Below are 13,818 nucleotides of genomic sequence, written 5' to 3'. Positions count from 1 at the left end.
CGTGGAGTGTGCAGGTGGGGGCTGACGCCTAGCCTTTGGTGGCGCCCGACGTGATGCCGCGGATCATGGACCGCTGCAGGAACAGATAGACCAGGAGGCTGGGAACCATGGCCATGAGGGCGCCGGCGAGCAGCACGCCCGGTCCTACGGTGGTGTCGTTCCGCAGGACGGAGAGCGCCACGGTCAGGGTGTAGTCGCCGGGGTCGTTGGCGGCGATGAGGGGGAGGAGGTATTGGTCCCAGACCATCATGAAGCCAAAGATCCCGATCACGCCGAGCGCCGGTTTGCAGAGGGGAAGGATGATGGTGAACAGCATCCTGAACTCGCCTACCCCGTCGAGCCGGGCCGCTTCTTCGATTTCGGCGGGGATCTCCTTCATGAACTCACTCATGATGAAGATGGAGAAGCCCCAGATGCCTACCGGCAGGATCACGGCGAGGACGGTGCCGCGCAGGCTGATGCCCAGCAGGGGAAGGTCGCCGAGGACCAGTGAAAGCGGGATGCCGATGATCTCTTCCGGGAGCATCATGGTCATCAGCACCAGCAGGAGGACCAGTGCCTGGCCGCGGAACTTCCGGCGGCTCAGGCTGTAGGCGGCGAACACCGAGACCGTCATCTGCAGCAGCAGGCCGCCGCCGGCCACCACCAGGGAGTTCAGCAGATACCCCCAGAGGCCCTGCTGCGCGGCGGCCTCGAAGTTCTGCAGCGTGAAGGTCTTGGGGAGCAGGGAGATGTCCGTGGGGCTGGAGTTCCTGTCGAATGCACCGGAGATGATGGCCGCGAACGGCAGCGCGAAGATGCAGAACACGAGCACGCAGAGCACGGCCCGAAGGACCATGTTGGGCCCGAGCCGGGGTGACCAGCCCAGGGCAGTGTCGAAGCGGGCGCCTGCAGAGCCGCTGGGAGGATAGGGGCGGGTGCGGGTGGGGCTCATCGTGCTGCCTTCCTCTTGGCCAGGACCTGGGTGCCGACTGTCAGCAGCAACGTGACCACCAGGAGGAGGACGGCGGCCGCGGAGGCTACGCCTATGTCGTTGCGCTGGAAACCCAGGGAGTACATGCGGGTCATCCAGACTTCGGTTGATCCTGCGGGGCCGCCGCCGGTCAGGACGTAGACCTCGGTGAAGCTGCGCAGGCTGCGGATGGCGGCGAGCGTCAGGACGATCACCAGCGACGGCCGCAGGGCCGGGAGCGTGATGTAGCGCAGCCTTTGCCAGATGGTGGCACCGTCCACACCGGCCGATTCGTACAGGGACCGGTCCACGCCGGTGAGGCCGGCGAGGATGATCACCATGTTGTACGGTGCTCCGGACCAGATTCCTACGACCGCGATGGACCAGAGCGCGGTGTCCGTTCCGTTAAGGAACTGCAGCGGGCCCAGGCCAAGCCACCCGAGGATGCTGTTCAGCGGCCCGTCCGCGGTGGGGAAGTAGAGGATCCGCCAGATCTCGCCGACGACGGCGAGGGCCGTGACGACGGGAAGGAAGATGGTGGTCCGCAGGATCCACAGTGACCGCGCCTGTCCTTCGAGGAGCAGGGCCAGCAGGAAGCCCACCACCAGGGCGCCGAGCGTCTGGGTGGCGCCGAGGATCACGGTGTGGCCCAGCGCTTCCATGAACCGGGCGTCGGTGAGGACGGCCAGGTAGTTGTCCACGCCTACGAAGACATCGCCCAGGAACGGCTGCACCTTGAAGAAGCTCAGCCGGATTCCCTCGGCCATGGGAATGGACTTGAAGTACAGCCCCAGGAGGGCCGCCGGGACCAGGAACAGCCAGATGGCCAGGAGTTGGCTGCGGTTGCCGCGCACCCTGCGCCGGGGGACGGGGCCATGGGGGCGGGGCGGCGCCTGGGCGCTCACCGGTTGCGTGGGTTTTGTTGGCGTCGAGGTCATGACTTTGCGTTCTGGCCGGCCAGTTCGTTGTCGATGGCGGCGTCGAGGTCCTTGAGTCCGGAGGCGACGTTGTCAGCTCCGCAGTCCGAGACGATTTTGTTCAGCGCTTCGGCGGCAGCCTGTTTGATGGGGACGAAGTTGATGGCGGAGGGGAACGACCTGGAGGAGTTCTTGAGCGCGTCCTGGACCACGGCCCAGCGGGGATCGTTGTAGACGGCGGCCGCGTCCACGTCGGAGTTGACGGGTACCCGCACCACCGGCTGCTTGCCCGCGGTCATGCCTGCTTTCTGCCCTTCGGCGGAGACCAGAAAGTCGATGACCTGCCGGGTCTGGTCCTGCTTGCCGTTGGTGGCCGTGACGTAGATGTTCTCGCCCTCCGCCAGGACGGTGTTGTCCTCGGTGCCCTTGGGGGTTTTGATGACTTCGTACTTGTCCTTGCCCAGGGAGGCGTCGAACGAGGAGAAGTTGTAGGGGCCGGTCAGGATGATGCCGGTCTTTCCGGTCTGGAAGAAGGGTGAGGCGACGCTGGTGGCGGCCGTCAGTGCGCCCGGCTGGGTGTTGCCGGGAGTGCAGAACTGCTGCTTGATCCAGGTGACGCCCTGCTGCGCCCCGGATGCGGACGCGGAGTATTTTCCGTCGCCCTCGTCCTTGAGGTAGGCGCCGCCGTCCTGCCACAGGTAGGAAGAAGCCCACCAACCGAGGTAGCCGCGTTCCGTGGAGCCGGGGACGGCCATGCCGTAGGTGTCTGCCTGGCCGTTGCCGTCCGGGTCCTGGGTGGCGAACGCGGTGGCGAGCTTTGCCAGTTCCTCCTGCGTGGTGGGCACGGGCAGGCCAAGCTTTTCGCGCCAGTCCTTGCGGATCATGGTCACCATGGTCTGGCGGGAGAAGGGTACGCCGTAGGTTGCGCCGTCCAGCCCCTGGGTTTCCTTCCACAGCGACTCCGCAATGGTGCCGCCGCCTGCCACGGCTGACTTGTCGATTGTCTGGAGGTAGCCCTGCGAGGTGTAGTTGCCCAGGGCCGCCGAGTCATTGATGACAATGTCCGGCAGCTTCTTGGAGGCCGCCCGGGTCTGCAGCTGCTGGTCCAGGTCGGGGACACCCTGGAAGTTGACCTGTACACCGGTCGCCGCAGTGAACTCCTTGAACATGGCCGCGTACGTGGTGGCGGCGTCCGTGCCGGCGCGTGCCCACACTTCGATGGGCTGCCCGTCATCCTTGGCTGCCGGAGCCTGCGAACCTCCGGCACAGCCGGTCAACAGGGCACCGGCAGCCAGGGTCAGGGCGGCGGCGGTGCGGGAACGCAGCTTGATCTTCGAATCCACTCTGATTCTCCTTTTACATATGTAAAACACTGTTACTATGTGAAACGTACTTCATGAGAGTATGATCGCCATCACAGGCTGTCAACAACAGGAGGAAACTTGTCCGCAGCGCCCCCACCCGCCACTGTTGCCCTCACCGGAGCCGCCGGCATGATGGCCTCGCTGCTGCGGCCCTTCCTGGCGGAGGCGGGCCATACCGTCCGGCTGTTGGACCTGGTGGCCCCGGACGATCCGGGCTGCCGGGAGTCCGTGCACCTCGGCTCCGTCACGGACAGCGCGTTCATGGACCGGGCGCTTGCCGGGGTGGATGCGGTGATCCACCTGGGCGGACTTCACCGGGAAAAGCCTTGGGAGGAACTGGTGTCCACCAACATCACCGGCACCCAGGTGACGCTGGAGGCAGCCCGGCGCAACGGCGTCGAACGCGTCCTGCTGGCCAGTTCGACGCATGCCGTGGGCTTCCACCCGACCGCCGCCGCCGGGTCCGCCGGTGTGCTGCCGCCCCGCCCGGACACCTATTACGGAGTGAGCAAGGCGGCAATGGAAGCGCTGGGAAGCCTCTACGCGGACAAATTCGGCATGAAAGTCGTCAGCGCCCGGATAGGAACCGGCGGCGAACGGCCGGGCAACGCCAGGACCCTGGGCTCATGGTTGTCCCCGGCCGACTCGTTCCGCCTGGTCCAGGCAACCCTCAGCGACGCCGGGGCTCCCGGGCACCACGTGGTGTGGGCTGTCTCGGCAAACACGCGCGGGTGGGCCAACCTGGAGGCGGGGCGGTCCATCGGGTTCGAGCCGCAGGACGATGCGGAAGAGTATGCGGCGGGAGTGGACAGTAGCCTGGGGGACGGGCACTCTGCCCTCCTGGGCGGTGCCTGGACAGCGCCAGGCCATAAGGTGGGAATCGACAACTATCCGCGCCTGGCCGGGAAGTGACATGCAGCGGGGTGGGGCAGTGGCGACAGGGGGAGCAGTAATGGCATCGACAGAGGTGCAGGCCGATTCCCGCGCGGAAGCGGCCGGCGGTGAGGTGAAGCTGGTCAAGTCCGCCGAGCGGACCATCGCCATCCTGGAGCTCGTGGCCGGTGCGCCGCAGCCCCTGACTGCGGCGGAGATCTTCAAGCTCACCGGGTATCCGCGCTCAAGCCTGCACTGGCTGTTGCTGACGCTGCTCGAACTGAACTGGGTGGAACAGACCCCGGAGGGTGCCTACCGGATCGGCACGCATGCCCTGCTGTGCGGCACCGCCTACCTGGACCGGGACCCCGTCATGGAGCATGTATCCGGAATACTGGAAAAAGTCCGCAACGCCACCACCTTCACCACGCATTTCGCCCGGCTGGACCGGTCCGACGTCATCTACCTCGCCACACGCCAGGCCGTGGACCGCAGGCGCCTCTCATCCCGGGTGGGGCGGAAGCTGCCGGCGCAGGTGACGGCACTGGGCAAGGCCATCCTGTCCGAGTACACGGACAACGAGGTGCGCCAGCGCCTGGGACCGGGCCCCTACGCCCAACTGACCCCCAATACCGTGGCGGACTTCGACGCGCTGCAGGCCGAACTCGCTGAATTCCGCAGGACCGGATACGCCGTGGAATGGGAGCAGAATACGGTGGGGCTCTGCTGCGTCAGCGTGGTGGTTCCGTACAGGATCCCGGGAACCGATGCGATGAGCTGCTCCATGCCGGTTGAACTGGCCACCGAAGAAACCCTCGCGGAGACGGTGGCCGCCCTCCAGTCGGCGGCCGCCGAACTGGCACGCACCCTGCGGGCCGCCGGGATCCGGTAGGGGCTGCGGCCCCCTAATCCGGCGGCAGGCAGTACGACGATCCCGACCGCGTGCGCTGCAGCAGTCCAAAGTCCACCAGGTAGCGCCGCAGCAGCACGACGTCGTCGGCATAGTCCAGGAGCCGTTCGTTGACCTGCTGCTCTGTGAGCTGTTCGCCGGGCGCCGCAATCTCCCCGGCGATCCGTTCCAGGAGCCGGCGCCGTTCGGCCCTGTTTGCCGGATAATTGACAATCCGTCCGAGGCGCAGGAAGCGGTCCGGCCCGGTCTGCGGTTGCCTGGGTTGTTGGGCCAGCAATTCCCTGAAGACGGTTTCCGACGCCACCAGCCCGCCCGGGGTCCGCTGCTCCACCAGGCCTGACGCCAGCAGGGCCGCGAGCGCCCTGGAGCGTTGCTGCTCCTTGACCCCGGGCAGCAGCTCCGGCAGGCCGGCACCCAGGAGGATCTGCGCGTATGCCGTCCTGGCATGGCTGTTGCCCAGCGTGGCCAGGACACGCCGCCAGTGGAGGCCGCCCGGATCCGAAGGAGCCATGGCATCACTATGCCCCCCGGGATCCGCCGACGGCGAGGGCCGGTGGGCGGCGACCGCCGCTTATCCCGTGATGACCACCTTCAGCGCATGGGTCTCCGCCGCCCGGCCGAAGGTGTCGTACGCGTCCAGGAACTCACCGAAGCTGAAATGGTGGGTGGCGAACTTTTCCGCGGGCAGCTTCTTCTGCGCCACCAGCCTCAGCAGCATGGGCGTGGTGTTGGCGTTCACCAGCCCCATGCTGATGTTGATGTTCCGGATCCACAGCCGCTCCAGTGGCAGCTCCACGGGCTTGCCGTGTACGCCAACGTTGGCCACGTTGCCGCCCGGCCGGACGATATCCGTGCACATGGCGAAGGTGGCCGGGATGCCTACGGCCTCGATGGCTACGTCCACTCCCTGGCCATCGGTCTGCGCCAGTACCTGGTCCTTCCAGCCAGGATCGGAGGAGAGCACCGTCCCGGTGGCCCCGAAGCCACGGGATTGCTCCAGCCGGTTCCCGTCGAGGTCGACGGCGATGATCCGGGCTGCGCCGTACAGTCCGGCAGTGGCCATGGCAGCCAGGCCCACGGGGCCGGCGCCGACCACCGCCACCGTGTCCCCGGGCTTGACCCGGCCGTACTGGACGCCGATTTCGAACCCCGTGGGAAAGATATCGGACAGCATGACGGCCTGCTCGTCACTGACACCGTCCGGGAGCAGGTGCAGCGAGTTCTCCGCGTACGGAACCCGGACGTACTCCGCCTGCGTGCCGTCGATGAGATGGCCGAACACCCAGCCGATCCCGGACGCCCCCTCATCGCCAAGGCAATGGGAGTACAGCCCGGTCCTGCAGTTGGCGCAGTGCCCGCAGGACTTGATGCAGGAAATGATGACCCGGTCTCCGGGTTTAAGCGTGGTCACGGAGGCACCCACGTCCGTGATGGTGCCGACTCCCTCATGGCCCAGCACCCTTCCTTCCTGGACGGCAGGGACGTCTCCCTTCAGGATGTGCAGATCCGTTCCGCAGATGGTGGTGGTGTCCACCCGGACGATTGCATCCCCGGGGTTGCGGATGGCCGGGTCCGGCACGTCCGTCCAGGATTTCCTGCCGGGGCCGCCGTAAACGAGCGCTTTCATGCTTCTCCTGTTCAGGGATGGGTGGGTGTTGCATAGCGGTTGCCGACCCCGCGGGACTGGTGCCAGACGCTCCGGCGGGTCAGGCCGGCGCTGCCTGCGAGCGCCACGGCCCCGACCACCAGCCAGGCCGCGGCGGCGTAACCCCACGGATAGACCTGCTGCGGGACACCCGGCGCCGTCGGGTTGAGGATGAATTGGAAGGCCGTCAGGCTCGCGTGCATCAGGGCCGCCAGCAGCAGGCTTCCGGTCCGCTCATACAGCCAGGCCATCAGTACCCGGAAAGCGGTCAGTTGCCCCGCGAAAACGCCCAGGACCCACAGCGACATTAATGTCCCGGCGGAGATTCCTCCGTTGGTGCCGCCACCGCCCCACAGGCTGACGAAGAAGTGCCAGGCCCCCCACAGCACGCCCACCAGGATTCCTGTCCTCAGCACGCTGAAGCGCCGCCGCGCCGCCGGCGTGGCGAACCCGGTCCAGCCGATTTCCTCGAAGAGCCCGGTCACGGCTCCCAGGACCGCAGCGAGGGCAACGGTGGCCGCTTTGTCAGCGGCAGCTGACAGGCCAGGGCTGTAGTCCGGCGACGACAGCCGCAACACGAGGACGACGACGGCCATCGTCACGGGCGCGACCAGCAGGGCAAAGAGGTACCAGCGCAGCCCGACCCGCCACGCCAGCAGCCGGGACCACAGGCTGCGGTAACCGGCTGTTCCCCACGCCATCCCCGTCAGGGCCATGCCTGCCACCGCCGGGCCCAGCAGCATGGCAGGCACGGTGACCGGAACGGTGCGGCGGAACTGGTCCGGGGTAGGGGACAGGCCTCCCGTGGAGATCCACACCGCCAGGACAATGGCTCCCCAGGACAGCACGAAAGTCAGGGGGAAGTACCACCACAAGGGGTGCTTCCGCACCGATGAACTGACGGCACCCATAATGTCCTCCAAACGCCGGATCCTGTAACTCAGGCATGTGCCGGTGGCCGGCGGGTCCGTGCCGGCCTGCGCCGCACCCTCCATCGCATGCGGCGCAGGACGTTTGATGGGCCTTAAGCATGCCCGCAGCTGCGAAGAACGGATAAGGGTCTTAGGTCCCTGCGCGCGGCTCCGCAGGCCCAAAGGCCCTTCCCGCAGGGCACCGGCAGCGTGAGAGGCTGGAACCGTGCTGGAGGGAACATGCCAGTAGGCCGGCGGCCCGCCGCCGCGGTACGCAGGCTGCTCCTGCTGGGCAGCCTCCTTCTGGTGCCCGTTGCAGTGGTCCTCGGCGGCGCAGGCGCAGCCCTGGCAGTCCCCCCGTCCGCGGTGGTGGTGGAGGACACCGCCGGCGTGCTTGACCGGAGCACCCTGGTCCCGGCGGTTGAGGCAATCGACTTCCATGAGCCCACCAGGGTGGCGATCTACACCTACAACGGGCGGTCGGAGGACAACCTCAACGAGGAAGTGCTTCGATTCGCCCGGTCGGTGCACCCCGACTGGATCAGCGCCGACGGGCAGAAATGGGCCGACGGGCTCTTCATCTTCGCCCTCGACCCGGTGGGCCGCCACGTGGGTACCTACATGGGCGAGGACCGCAAAGTGACGCTGGAACAGCGAACGGACATCCAGGACGCCGCCAAGGATCTGCTGCGGGACGCGCAGTGGACGGACGGGACCATCGTTGGTGTCCGCCGGGCCGCGGCCCTGATGAACCAGCCCTGGTACCAGTCTGCCGGGTTCCTGGTGGCGGCCTGGGTATCCGGCGGGCTCGCCGTGCTGGGTGCCGGCGCCTGGCTGGTGGTGCGGGGTGTGACGAGGTCCGCCAGCCGGAAGGAAATCGGCCGCGGTGACCGCAGCTACGCGAGCGTCAGCATGGACCTGGACGTCACGGAACTCAATGCGCGCACCATCCCGGAGTCCTCCCGGTACGGCGCCCGGGTGCTGGAAAAGCACCGGACGTTCCAGAACCGGTACACCAACACCTCCGGACTGGCCGGACAGGTGCACGCCCTGAGCGGCCGGGACCTGGGCCGCCGCCGGAACCTGAAGCTGGCCAAAGACTACGCCGACGCCGCCGCTGAACTCGATGCCCTGGATGATGTCATTGCCGACACCAATGCCCTGCTGAACCGCTCGGACAGCTGGCAGGCTGCCTGGGACCGGCAACTGGCACCGTTCCGCAGCGATCTTTCCGGCCTTGAACAGCTCCTCGCAAAACGCCACGGCCAAGGGGACTCGGCCACTGCGGCCGCGCTGCGGTCCTTCCGCGACCACAGCCTGCGCGACATCGAACGGTGGACGGCGGAACTCGCCGTGGGCCGGACCACGCCGGAGACGGCCCTGGACCGTTTGAATGATGCCCGTGGCCGCCTGGCAGTGCTCCTGGAAAACCATGCCGAAACGGTCATTGCCGGCTATGCGAAGAACGACCGTGAAGCCGCGCTGATGCGCAAGGACATGGAAGCTGCCCAGGACGGGCTGGGCGGACGCGGGCGCACCTACGAGCCAAGCATCCTCGGGACGGTGTACCCGTCATACCATTTCTTCACCGTGGCCACGTTCAACTCCGGCCTCAACGCCGGTGTCAGCAGCGTCAGCTCCGCCCGGGGAGGCGACGGAAGCACCACGGGATATGGAAGCAGCGGCGGCAGCTTTTCCGGCTCCGGCAGTTCATCGGGTTTCTGACCGGTTTGCACATCCGTGCCGGGCACTACCCTTGCCTCATGAGCGAGCACAAGACAACCTGGCATGTGCGGCACAAGGAAGGGCTGAGCCGTGGAGAGCGGGCGGCCGACGTCCTGCGCAACGGCATGGGCAGCTGGACGTTCGTGGGAATCTTCATCCTGTTCATGGCGGCCTGGGCCGCCGTCAACACCTACGTGCTTGCCGTCGCGGCGTGGGATCCCTATCCGTACATCCTGTTGAACCTGTTCCTGTCCATGCTGGCCGGCCTGCAGGGCGCCATCCTCCTGATCGCGGCCAAACGCCAGGACGCGATCGCCGCGGCCATGGCACGCCACGACTATGAAACGGACGTCGAGTCGAAGGCTGAGATAGAGCGGCTGATGGCGGTCAACACCCGGCAGTTGGAGCTCCTGGAGGAACTGCGGATGTTGCTGCGCGGGGCGGAGACCCACGGGGACAGCCCCCTGCGGCCTGCCGGCGGCGACGGCCCGGCCGCCCCTACCGGGAAGGGTCCGCGTTGACCGGCCAGACCACACGGGTCTGCCAGGCCGCCGGGTCCGGTTCCTTGTCCGGGTCGCTGAGGTAGTACTCCCACATGTTCCCGGCAGGTACCAGGCCTTCTGCGCCCATGAACTGCCGGATCGCGTCGTAGGTCTGCCCGAGGGTGTCATAGGGGCCCACATGGAGGGCCTCCACCCCGTCGGATTCCGGCAGGGAACCGCTGAGCACGCCGTCCGCTGCCGTGAAGGATCCTTCGACGGGAAAGCCGGCCTCAACGTCCACCGACTCCCCGGGCATCCCGAAGTACCGGGCGAAAGGTGGGCCTGACGGTCCCGCACCCTGCCGCCGGACTGCCGCCATGACTGTGCCGAAGGCACGGCCAAGAAAGTCCGGCAGGGAGGCCATGGGCACGCGCCCGCGGACCACAGCCACCGGCTGCTCCGTGAGGTGGATCCGCTGCGGTGCGCGGCCGGGCCGCGTGGTGGAATCGTTCATGGCACCAGCTTCGGGGAGGTCGCCAGGGTGGGACAGGGCCATCGGTCCCTTCCCTGCCACGGCTCGGGCAAACCCGCGCGCCTGGGCACGGCCGGGTTATCCGGCCGGGTCAGCCGGCATGGTCCCAGGCCCGCCGCAGCCATCCGGCCACCTCGCCGTCCACCTGGCTGCTGTCCGTGATCTCCAGATGGTGCATCCAGATGGCGGGGGAAGGATGGGCCACCTGCTTGAATCGCGGGGATGGGTCTTCGGCGGGCAACGCCACCGACAGGACCACGGGAACCGTGGACTTCACGTAGGCGCCCGGGCGCCACAGGTAGGCAAAACCGCGGCGGCGCCGGAAGGAAACCTGGCTCTTGCCGACCCGCACTTCCATGGGGCCGAACGACGATGCGATGCGTTCGGCCGCCCGGTAGACGTCAAGGCCCGCGGGGGAGTCCGCAAAGAAGCGCCCGACGTCCGGCGGGACCGGACCCTGGTCAACAGCGGTTATTCGAAGCCTGCCCTGGTGGCCTCATCCAGGGGCGTCCGCCACGTTCCGGACGCCGTGACGGTGAACTTCCTGCCCGTCACAGTGTCCGGGACGATGCGGACAAGATGGTCCTGCCCCACTCCCTGCCAGGGGAACAGGCCGCGGCGCGTCTGGTTCAGGGCCTGCCCCTCCCCGTTCTCCAGGACGGCCTTGCCCTTGACCACCACGCTCCAGGCCAGCCCGAACTCGGCGCTGACGCTGTCCGCCTCCAAGGCAACCCGCGGGTTGGCCTCAATGGCCTGGAGTTTCGTTCCGGAGGCTGTGCGGAACAACAACCCGCCCCCGTCCGGTGCGAAGCTCACGGGAAAGACATCCGGGACGCCGTCGACGACGACGGCGAGCCGGCCAACGCTGGTGTTCCCCAGCAGTTGCCAGCACTCATCGGTGTCCAGTACCTCGGCTTCCGGCACCATGTTCTTGTTGGTCATGCCCAGAGCCTAGGGCGCTGGGCCGGATGCTGGAAGGGCCCAAAGACCGTAGCAGGCTCCCGGGGCGCCGCAGCATGGTCCGGGACAAAATGCCCTGTCCTTGCCGCGCCTGAAACGCTACGTTCTGCTGTATGAGCAACAGTTCAACCGGGCACGATATGGAAAAGCTGGGAGCCGATGACTGCTGGGACCTCCTCCGCACCGTGACAGTGGGCCACCTGGCCGTCGTGGTGGATGGAAACCCGGAAATCTTCCCGGTCAACTACAAGGTGGACAACGGGTCCCTGGTTTTCCGGACCGGAGACGGAACCAAGCTGCACGCCGCCACGGGGGACGCCGCCGTCGCGCTCGAAGCGGACGGCACCGGAGGCGAACCGCTGACGGCCTGGAGCGTCGAGGTCAAGGGGCATGCGGTGGAACTGGACCCCTCACCCGACCTCATGCGTGGAGCGGGACTCACGTTGTTCCCCTGGGAAGCCGGACTCAAGGACCACTTTGTCCGCATCATTCCCAGGTCGGTGACCGGCAGGCGGTTCCCCGTCGCGTCCCCGCTGACCTGGTGGAACCACGTGGGTGGCGCCACGCGGGCGGGCCTTGCCTAAGCGCCAGCCGGCGGCACCGGCCGGATCCTCCACCGGACCTGAAACCTCCGGCCCGCCGGCGGACGGGAACGGCGGGCCTGGACGGCTCGCCGCAGCGCTCCGCCAGTATCCCCTGGTGGCACTGACGGTCCTGGTGCTCGCGGCAACCCTGGGGCTGCTCGCGGCCGGCCTTGACCAACCCGCACGCTGGGGTGCCTCCGCCTACGCCGGCGCCGTGGGGCTCCTCCGGGCTGCGGCAATGGTCCGGACCCTCCGGCAAGGCCGCTGGGGGATCGACATCCTGGCCCTGATGGCCATCGCCAGTACGGTGGCCGTCGGCGAATACCTCGCCGCCCTCGTGGTGATCCTGATGCTCGCGGGAGGTGAAGCGCTGGAGACGTTCGCGCAGGGCCGCGCCGCCCGGGAACTCAAATCCCTGTTGGACAGGGCCCCCCGCTTCGCCCATCTGGAAGCCGGCGGCCCGGAGCTGGAAGAGATCCCCATCGGCGACGTGGTTCCCGGCGACATCCTAGTGGTCCGCCCCTCCGAGCTGGTGCCCGTGGACGGTGAACTGCTGTCCGAAACAGCCACGCTGGACGAATCGTCCCTGACCGGTGAGAGCCTGCCGGTGGAACGGGTCGGCGGGGACGTGCTCCTCAGCGGATCAGTGAACGGCGAGGCAGCCATCAGGCTGCGGGCAACCGCCACTGCCGCTGATTCACAGTACAGCCGGATCATCGCCCTGGTGGAGGAAGCGTCATCCAGCCGCGCGCCCGTGGTGCGGCTCGCCGACCGGTACGCCGTGCCGTTCACCGCGCTCGCCGTCGCCATGGCCGCCGTCGCCTGGATCCTCTCAGCCGACCCGGTCCGCTTCGCCCAGGTGCTGGTGGTCGCCACACCCTGCCCGCTCCTCATCGCCGCGCCTGTGGCCTTCCTGGCCGGGACCAGCCAGGCGGCCCACCGCGGCATCATCATCAAGAACACCCGGACCCTCGAGCAGCTGGCCAAAACCCGGACCGCGGTTTTTGACAAGACCGGGACGCTGACCTCCGGCCGGCCGGTGCTGGAACGCGTGGAGCTGCCGGACCGGGAAGCGGACAGCTCCGGCGGGGCCCTGGAGGCATCCCGCATCCTGCAGCTCGCAGCATCGGCGGAACAGTATTCCTCACACGTCCTTGCCGCCTCCGTCATCGAGGCCGCGGCCGCGCATCGCCTGGACCTCCTGCCCGTGACCGAAGCCACCGAACACGCAACCCACGGCGTGGAAGCGGTGTGCGGGGGCCACAGGGTGGTGGTCGGCAAAGCGGGGCTGGTCCGCGCCGCTGAAGGGTTCCGCGAACCCCCCCTGCACAGCGGCCAGCTCGCCGTCCACGTGGCGGTCAACGGTGTCTACGCCGGCGCGCTGGTCATGCGGGACCCGCTGCGGGGCAACGCCGTGGCCACGCTGGAGGAGCTGCAGAGGCTGGGCGTCCGCCACACCATGCTGCTGACCGGCGACGCCGGCGGCACGGCCGCGCACATAGCCCGGGAGGCAGGCATCTCACGGGTCCAGGCGGACTGCCTGCCCGAAGACAAAGTGCGGACAGTGGCCGCCGTCCGCGAACGGCCAGTCCTCATGGTGGGCGACGGCGTTAACGACGCGCCGGTCCTGGCCGCGGCGGACGTCGGCGTCGCCATGGGGGCCAAGGGGGCCACGGCCGCCAGCGAATCCGCCGACGTTGTGGTGATGCTGGACGACCTGTCCAAGGTGGCGCTCGCCGTCGCCATCGGGAAACGCACCATGTCCGTGGCCCTCGTCAGCATCTGGACCGGCATCGGCCTCAGCATCGGACTGATGGCCGTTGCCATGACCGGCTACATCCCCGCCGTGACCGGCGCCCTCCTGCAGGAACTCGTTGACCTGGCCACGATCCTCAACGGCCTGAGGGCCCTGCGCGGAGCCGCCGTCCGGCCCGCCGCGGGCGCATGACCTTTGGCCCTTACC

Annotated in this window: 15 protein-coding genes; 6 read left to right on the top strand and 9 right to left on the bottom strand. The window is 67.9% G+C overall.

Going from position 1 to position 13,818, the window contains the following annotated elements; genetic code table 11:
* Positions 1–28: 28 nt before the first annotated feature.
* From AS031_RS07535 to AS031_RS07525, 3 genes are read right to left on the bottom strand one after another with little or no spacing between them, the layout of a single operon-like run.
* A complete protein-coding gene (locus tag AS031_RS07535) occupies positions 29–934 on the bottom strand; it encodes a carbohydrate ABC transporter permease (RefSeq protein WP_058267495.1) in 906 nt (301 codons plus the stop codon).
* Positions 931–1,890: a carbohydrate ABC transporter permease gene (locus AS031_RS07530; RefSeq protein WP_058267494.1), complete on the bottom strand. Its 960-nt coding sequence runs from the start codon at positions 1,888–1,890 to the stop codon at positions 931–933. The genes AS031_RS07535 and AS031_RS07530 overlap by 4 nt, the downstream gene beginning before the upstream one ends.
* Positions 1,887–3,212 (bottom strand): extracellular solute-binding protein, encoded by a 1,326-nt coding sequence (locus AS031_RS07525; protein WP_058267493.1) that lies wholly within the window; start codon positions 3,210–3,212, stop codon positions 1,887–1,889. The genes AS031_RS07530 and AS031_RS07525 overlap by 4 nt, the downstream gene beginning before the upstream one ends.
* A 99-nt stretch (positions 3,213–3,311) precedes the next feature.
* Here AS031_RS07525 and AS031_RS07520 point away from each other — a divergent pair, with 99 nt between their 5' ends.
* Together AS031_RS07520 and AS031_RS07515 are read left to right on the top strand one after the other, a co-directional pair.
* Positions 3,312–4,145, top strand: a complete 834-nt coding sequence (locus AS031_RS07520) for an NAD-dependent epimerase/dehydratase family protein (protein ID WP_074446932.1) — start codon at positions 3,312–3,314, stop codon at positions 4,143–4,145.
* A gap of 40 nt (positions 4,146–4,185) precedes the next feature.
* Positions 4,186–4,998, top strand: a complete 813-nt coding sequence (locus AS031_RS07515) for an IclR family transcriptional regulator (RefSeq protein ID WP_058267492.1) — start codon at positions 4,186–4,188, stop codon at positions 4,996–4,998.
* A 13-nt stretch (positions 4,999–5,011) separates the two neighbouring features.
* Here the strand turns inward: AS031_RS07515 and AS031_RS07510 are convergent, their stop codons facing one another.
* The 3 genes from AS031_RS07510 to AS031_RS07500 are packed head-to-tail and all read right to left on the bottom strand — an operon-like array spanning position 5,012 to position 7,584.
* A complete protein-coding gene (locus AS031_RS07510; RefSeq protein WP_058267491.1) occupies positions 5,012–5,527 on the bottom strand; it encodes a DUF2087 domain-containing protein in 516 nt (171 codons plus the stop codon).
* Between the two features lie 60 nt (positions 5,528–5,587).
* Positions 5,588–6,643, bottom strand: coding sequence for a zinc-dependent alcohol dehydrogenase family protein (locus tag AS031_RS07505; protein ID WP_058267490.1), 1,056 nt, complete (start codon positions 6,641–6,643; stop codon positions 5,588–5,590).
* 11 nt (positions 6,644–6,654) lie between these two features.
* Positions 6,655–7,584, bottom strand: coding sequence for a CPBP family intramembrane glutamic endopeptidase (locus tag AS031_RS07500; RefSeq protein WP_158505823.1), 930 nt, complete (start codon positions 7,582–7,584; stop codon positions 6,655–6,657).
* 228 nt (positions 7,585–7,812) lie between these two features.
* On the opposite strand from AS031_RS07500, the gene AS031_RS07495 reads away from it, so the two are divergent.
* Positions 7,813–9,297 (top strand): DUF5129 domain-containing protein, encoded by a 1,485-nt coding sequence (locus AS031_RS07495; protein WP_058267488.1) that lies wholly within the window; start codon positions 7,813–7,815, stop codon positions 9,295–9,297.
* 38 nt (positions 9,298–9,335) lie between these two features.
* Positions 9,336–9,818, top strand: a complete 483-nt coding sequence (locus tag AS031_RS07490) for a DUF1003 domain-containing protein (RefSeq protein WP_058267487.1) — start codon at positions 9,336–9,338, stop codon at positions 9,816–9,818.
* Here the strand turns inward: AS031_RS07490 and AS031_RS07485 are convergent.
* From AS031_RS07485 to AS031_RS07475, 3 genes are all read right to left on the bottom strand, one after another.
* Entirely contained in the window at positions 9,796–10,293 is a 498-nt protein-coding gene (locus AS031_RS07485) for a GyrI-like domain-containing protein (RefSeq protein ID WP_058267629.1), read from the bottom strand. The genes AS031_RS07490 and AS031_RS07485 overlap by 23 nt on opposite strands.
* A gap of 109 nt (positions 10,294–10,402) precedes the next feature.
* A complete protein-coding gene (locus tag AS031_RS07480) occupies positions 10,403–10,786 on the bottom strand; it encodes a DUF5655 domain-containing protein (RefSeq protein ID WP_058267486.1) in 384 nt (127 codons plus the stop codon).
* Entirely contained in the window at positions 10,783–11,253 is a 471-nt protein-coding gene (locus AS031_RS07475; protein ID WP_058267485.1) for a pyridoxamine 5'-phosphate oxidase family protein, read from the bottom strand. The genes AS031_RS07480 and AS031_RS07475 overlap by 4 nt, the downstream gene beginning before the upstream one ends.
* A gap of 131 nt (positions 11,254–11,384) precedes the next feature.
* Between AS031_RS07475 and AS031_RS07470 the strand changes: the two genes are divergently transcribed.
* Together AS031_RS07470 and AS031_RS07465 are read left to right on the top strand one after the other, a co-directional pair.
* The gene (locus AS031_RS07470; RefSeq protein ID WP_058267484.1) at positions 11,385–11,855 is read left to right on the top strand and encodes a pyridoxamine 5'-phosphate oxidase family protein; all 471 of its coding nucleotides are present in this window, start codon (positions 11,385–11,387) and stop codon (positions 11,853–11,855) included.
* Positions 11,827–13,803, top strand: coding sequence for a heavy metal translocating P-type ATPase (locus AS031_RS07465; RefSeq protein ID WP_058267483.1), 1,977 nt, complete (start codon positions 11,827–11,829; stop codon positions 13,801–13,803). Before AS031_RS07470 ends, AS031_RS07465 begins: the two co-directional genes overlap by 29 nt.
* Positions 13,804–13,818: the final 15 nt, after the last annotated feature.

Origin of the sequence: Pseudarthrobacter enclensis (genome assembly GCF_001457025.1) — a bacterium.
In the GTDB taxonomy this organism is placed as follows: domain Bacteria; phylum Actinomycetota; class Actinomycetes; order Actinomycetales; family Micrococcaceae; genus Arthrobacter; species Arthrobacter enclensis.
This window is presented reverse-complemented; position numbering and strand designations above follow the sequence as displayed.

Excerpts from the sequence above, each read along its gene's own strand:
- AS031_RS07505 (WP_058267490.1), bottom strand. The coding sequence starts at position 6,643 with ATGAAAGCGCTCGTTTACGGCGGCCCCGGCAGGAAATCCTGGACGGAC.
- AS031_RS07495 (WP_058267488.1), top strand. The coding sequence starts at position 7,813 with ATGCCAGTAGGCCGGCGGCCCGCCGCCGCGGTACGCAGGCTGCTCCTG.
- AS031_RS07490 (WP_058267487.1), top strand. The coding sequence starts at position 9,336 with ATGAGCGAGCACAAGACAACCTGGCATGTGCGGCACAAGGAAGGGCTG.
- AS031_RS07515 (WP_058267492.1), top strand. The coding sequence starts at position 4,186 with ATGGCATCGACAGAGGTGCAGGCCGATTCCCGCGCGGAAGCGGCCGGC.
- AS031_RS07485 (WP_058267629.1), bottom strand. The coding sequence starts at position 10,293 with ATGAACGATTCCACCACGCGGCCCGGCCGCGCACCGCAGCGGATCCAC.
- AS031_RS07530 (WP_058267494.1), bottom strand. The coding sequence starts at position 1,890 with ATGACCTCGACGCCAACAAAACCCACGCAACCGGTGAGCGCCCAGGCG.
- AS031_RS07510 (WP_058267491.1), bottom strand. The coding sequence starts at position 5,527 with ATGGCTCCTTCGGATCCGGGCGGCCTCCACTGGCGGCGTGTCCTGGCC.
- AS031_RS07470 (WP_058267484.1), top strand. The coding sequence starts at position 11,385 with ATGAGCAACAGTTCAACCGGGCACGATATGGAAAAGCTGGGAGCCGAT.
- AS031_RS07475 (WP_058267485.1), bottom strand. The coding sequence starts at position 11,253 with ATGACCAACAAGAACATGGTGCCGGAAGCCGAGGTACTGGACACCGAT.
- AS031_RS07535 (WP_058267495.1), bottom strand. The coding sequence starts at position 934 with ATGAGCCCCACCCGCACCCGCCCCTATCCTCCCAGCGGCTCTGCAGGC.